This window comes from Vibrio sp. 10N.286.46.A8, from assembly GCF_041470165.1.
In the GTDB taxonomy this organism is placed as follows: Bacteria; Pseudomonadota; Gammaproteobacteria; order Enterobacterales; family Vibrionaceae; genus Vibrio; species Vibrio tasmaniensis_A.
This window is the reverse complement of sequence record NZ_JBFRLX010000343.1, coordinates 1-4,405: the sequence shown is the minus strand read 5'-3', so window position 1 is coordinate 4,405 and position 4,405 is coordinate 1. Positions and strand designations below refer to the sequence as shown.

The following is a 4,405-nucleotide window of genomic DNA, read 5'->3' as shown; positions in this document are numbered from 1 at the left end:
AAGGAAGTCTAAGAAGAAGTCAGCGACTTTACGACCAACGCGCCCTTTAATATAAGTAAGGTAACGGTTTGACTCTTTGTCTGTGTCGTATGTTGAAAGATCAAGGCGCGCAACAATATCCATCTTCGAGATATCAAGGTAATCCGTCGCACTAATATCTAGCCCTTCGGTCACTTTCAAACTTTGGTTAGAAGGCAGTAGTCCGATGAAAAGGTAGTCTGTCGCCAGTGATTGATATTCAGCCAGTACCAAAGTGCCTTCATCAGCAAAAGGATACTTTGAAAGCTCATCTTTTAGACGTAGCGCACTTTTTTGAGAGAAATCATAAAAACTTTGTTCTCCAGCTCGAAATTCATGCAACGACTGCTGGAATTCGCTGTCGGATTTGAAAGAACCAAATCCTTTACCTGCTTTTGAATTAAAAACTCGGTGAAGTTCAGCGACTAGGTTTTCAGATGCAGTATCGTTTTCTAGAGATTCAGCACGATAGTTAACAATCAGCTCTTCCTGATCGTTCTTGCTTAGCTGGTGTAAAATTACGTTGGAAAGGTGAAGGCTCATAGCGAAAATATTACCGTTCAGGTTTCAGTTGTTGTGCATAGTAGGTTATCATAAGCCGCTTTTACTATCATTATTAGAGTCCTTATGCCGATTATATCTAAATACACAGATGATCAAGTTGAAAAAATCCTAGCTGAAGTAGGTGCTGTACTGACTAAGCACAAAGCTTCACCTGAGCTTTCATTGATGATCGCTGGAAATATCGCAACCAATGTCTTAAATCAGAACGTTGCTGCTTCACAACGCAAAGGAATTGCTGAAAAATTTGCCGAAGCTTTAATTTCTTCTCTTGAAGATAAAAAGTCTCACTAAGTTTGATTGACGGAAAAAGAATTATAAATGGTAGACAGCGCAAACTCATATAGCGATCGTGTATCTCGACTGGTAGGTTGGGGCCACTGGTTTGCATTTTTCAACATCATTGCTGCGATGTTGATTGGTACTCGTTATATTACTCAATCTGCTTGGCCGGAAACCCTATTGGGTCAATTCTATTTGGCTGCATCATGGGTTGGTCATTTTGGATTTTTGGTGTTCGCGCTCTATCTATTAGTGCTGTTCCCACTCACTTTTATTCTTCCGTCGAGGAAGTTATTACGTTTGGTTGCCGTTATCTTCGCAACCATAGGTTTAACTGTCCTACTGATTGATACTCAAACGTATCAAAATATAAACCTCCACCTGACACCTGTCGTGTGGGAGGTTTTATTCAGTGGAGAGGAGTCTGCACTCACTTCTGATTTGCAGCACCTCTTCATTGTAATGCCACTAATCTTCTTATTGCAGCTAGGTCTGTCTGAGTGGGTTTGGCGTAAGCAACGTAAACTGTCTCATAAACACATTGGCCGTCCTATTACTGCCGTCTTCTTCTTGTGTTTCATCAGCAGCCACTTGACCTACATGTGGGCTGATGCGTATTTCTACAACCCAATTACAAGCCAGAAAGCGAATTTCCCACTGTCTTATCCTATGACAGCAAAAAGCTTTATGGAAAAGCATGGTCTATTAGACCGTGAAGAGTATTTGCAGCGTTTAGAAGCGAACCAAGAGAACGTAAACTTAGTTAGCTACCCACTAGAAAAAATTCAATACAACCGCCGCAGTGCTGATCTTAATATTCTGCTTGTGAGTGTAAATAATCTTCGCGCTGATGCACTCAATAGCACTGCGATGCCAAGCAGCTATGCCTATGCACAACAATCGATCAACTTTACCAATCACTACAGTTCAAGTAACGACATGTTTGGTATTTTCGGATTGTTCTATGGCCTTCCTAGCAGCTACGCAAGCAGCATCAAAGCACAAGGTTCGAGCGCAGTACTGCTCGATGTGCTAGATCATCACAATTATACACTTGCCGCTTTTAGCGGTGATGACTTTGACGACGCCCTTTACCCGGAAGTCATCTTCCGAGGCCGTGATGCGCTCCCAGAGCAAGCAACAGATGATGACCAAAGCGCAATACAAGCTTGGTCTGAATGGGTTCAATCACCACAAGCAAAAAGCCCTTGGTTTAACTTTATTGAACTAACAACGCTCGATAACTTCTCTAGTTACGAAACAGATGTAACGTTGACTACCGCTGAACGTTTTACTGCAGACTACCAAAAATCGACTCAAGCGGCTGATGTTCAGTTAGCGAAAATCTACGCAGAGTTGGAGCGCCTAGATCTTCAAGACAACACAGTGGTTATCATTACCTCTAACCATGGTACTGAATTTAACGAGACGAAAACCAACAGTTGGGGTGCAAACTCCAATTACAGTCGTTACCAACTACAAGTGCCTCTGTTCATCAAATGGCCAGGTAAGTCGGCATCTGAATATACTCACCGTTCTAGTCACCTAGATGTATCTGTCACGCTAATGCAAGAGCTATTAGGTGTATCTTCGAACCCGACAGACTTCAGTAGCGGTCGTAGCCTGTTTGATGAGCGTAGAAGAAAATGGATTCTCGCAGGAGACTCACGTGAACTTGCTCTTGTTACTGACCAACAAACAACGGTGTTAGATAAGTTTGGTAACTACAAATTGTACGATCAGAATTACAAACGTCTGAAAGATGTAAGCCCTCGCTTGCCAGTGTTGATGCAAGGCCTTACTGAGTTACAGCGGTTCTATACCAAAAATGACTAAATGATCATCAAAAAGAAAAGGGAAGCCAATGGCTTCCCTTTTTTATTGCCGTGAATGATTAGAAAACAAGCAACAAAACAAAATTATGAAAATTAAGGGTTTACAAGATCCTCTGCCCCTTATATTATTCACGCCACTGGAGGGATGGCTGAGTGGTCGAAAGCACCGGTCTTGAAAACCGGCAACCGTTAATAGCGGTTCTAGGGTTCAAATCCCTATCCCTCCACCACTCTTAAAGATTAAACCGCTGTTTTTACAGCGGTTTTTTCGTATCTAAAGCCTCGAAAATCATCTTGCACAGAAAGGTAGCACAGATGTACTTATTGAGACTTCCAAATAGCGTATACTACACACGCATCGCCACCCCACTTTCACTGCGTAGCAGTGGCTATCCCAAAGAGTTTAAATTCTCTCTTCTCACTCGTGATCGTAAAGTCGCTTACCTGAGAAATATCGAACAGGTTCAATTACTTCATGCTCTTTTCGATAAAGCCAAAGCAACGGCAGTAAGTTTTGCTGAGTTCAAATCCGAGCTTGCGGATGCCATTAATCAGTTGCGTCAAAACTATCGTTCCGAACCAGAAACCACGACCAGTGCACCAAAGCTTAATGGCACTACCGCAGCAAAGGCCGTATCAACCCGCCCTAGCGTTGGTAAAGGAGAGCTTGTTCAGTTCATTGAATCCAAGCAGCTTGAGAATGTCACCCAATTAACGATTAAGCAGCTCCAGCAACGTTGTAGTGATTTTCTAAACTATCTATCAAGCCAAGATGAGAATAGGCCTAGTAATAGCCTTGCGATGGCTTACAGAGATGAATTGATACAGCGGAAGCTTAGCCATAAGAGCTTAAAAGACTATCTGGCCGCAAATCGGCAGTTCTTTAACTGGTGTATGGCAAAAGAATTGACAGTAAGTAATCCATTTATGGTGGTGAAGCTACCAAAGAAGACAAATAGCCAAGGTCAACGCAGGCGTTGGAAAGCGATAGAGCTGAAGAAACTATTCTCTAGCCATGCCTACAGGGAGCAAGGCGAGCAGTTTGACTGGATAACCAAGTTACAGATGCATCAAGGCTGCCGTCCTTCAGAAGCTTGTCAGCTTCGCATCAAGGATATCAAGTTAGGTCATACCCCATGTATCCACTTTTCCGATGATGCGGAAAACCAACACTTGAAAAATGTCGCCTCCAACAGAATGGTGACCATACACGAGACGTTACTCAAGTCAGGCTTTCTTGATTATGTAGAGCAACGTAAACAACAAGGTGCGACTCAACTCTTCGACTTAACTCCCCGTGGGGATGACCTAGATTGGTCTAAAGATTATCGAGACAATTTTGGTGACGTACTGGATGCCTGTCATTTTAAAGCGGGACAGCGACCTACTGCTTATTCATTCCGTCATACCGTTGTTGATGAACTGCAAAAGGCGGGCATCGAAGAGCATGTGGTCGCTCAGATAATTGGGCATAAACACAATACGATGACCTACGGACATTATGCGAAACGGCTATCCCCTGAAGAGTTGGTTGATGCCGTGAACAGTTTTCAGTTGGACGTATCCTAGTAAAATACGCTTGGCGGTAAACCACCAAAAACCGTGTCACTAAAAAGTGAGACGTTATAGCAACCCGCTGCGCTCCCGTCACACTTTTGCTTCGCAAAAGATGAACGTGAGCTGCGGGTAAGAGGCGAGCCTCTTAACTC

Annotated in this window: 4 protein-coding genes and 1 tRNA gene; 4 read left to right on the top strand and 1 reads right to left on the bottom strand. The window is 43.2% G+C overall.

What is annotated here, in order from left to right; translation table 11 throughout:
* Positions 1–561: nucleoid-associated protein (locus AB4232_RS22285; protein WP_372088036.1), on the bottom strand; the 561-nt coding region annotated here is incomplete at its 3' end.
* Positions 562–645: 84 nt separating this feature from the next.
* Here AB4232_RS22285 and AB4232_RS22280 point away from each other — a divergent pair.
* The 4 genes from AB4232_RS22280 to AB4232_RS22265 all read left to right on the top strand — a co-directional run bounded on the left by AB4232_RS22280 (position 646) and on the right by AB4232_RS22265 (position 4,265).
* A complete protein-coding gene (locus tag AB4232_RS22280; RefSeq protein WP_004734063.1) occupies positions 646–873 on the top strand; it encodes a YejL family protein in 228 nt (75 codons plus the stop codon).
* A 27-nt stretch (positions 874–900) separates the two neighbouring features.
* Positions 901–2,697 (top strand): DUF3413 domain-containing protein, encoded by a 1,797-nt coding sequence (locus AB4232_RS22275; RefSeq protein ID WP_065677925.1) that lies wholly within the window; start codon positions 901–903, stop codon positions 2,695–2,697.
* 138 nt (positions 2,698–2,835) lie between these two features.
* Positions 2,836–2,926 (top strand) — tRNA-Ser (locus tag AB4232_RS22270).
* Between the two features lie 85 nt (positions 2,927–3,011).
* Positions 3,012–4,265 (top strand): tyrosine-type recombinase/integrase, encoded by a 1,254-nt coding sequence (locus AB4232_RS22265; protein ID WP_372088035.1) that lies wholly within the window; start codon positions 3,012–3,014, stop codon positions 4,263–4,265.
* Positions 4,266–4,405 lie beyond the last annotated feature (140 nt).

Coding starts and splice junctions, on each gene's coding strand:
- AB4232_RS22275 (WP_065677925.1), top strand. CDS start 901: ATGGTAGACAGCGCAAACTCATATAGCGATCGTGTATCTCGACTGGTA.
- AB4232_RS22280 (WP_004734063.1), top strand. CDS start 646: ATGCCGATTATATCTAAATACACAGATGATCAAGTTGAAAAAATCCTA.
- AB4232_RS22265 (WP_372088035.1), top strand. CDS start 3,012: ATGTACTTATTGAGACTTCCAAATAGCGTATACTACACACGCATCGCC.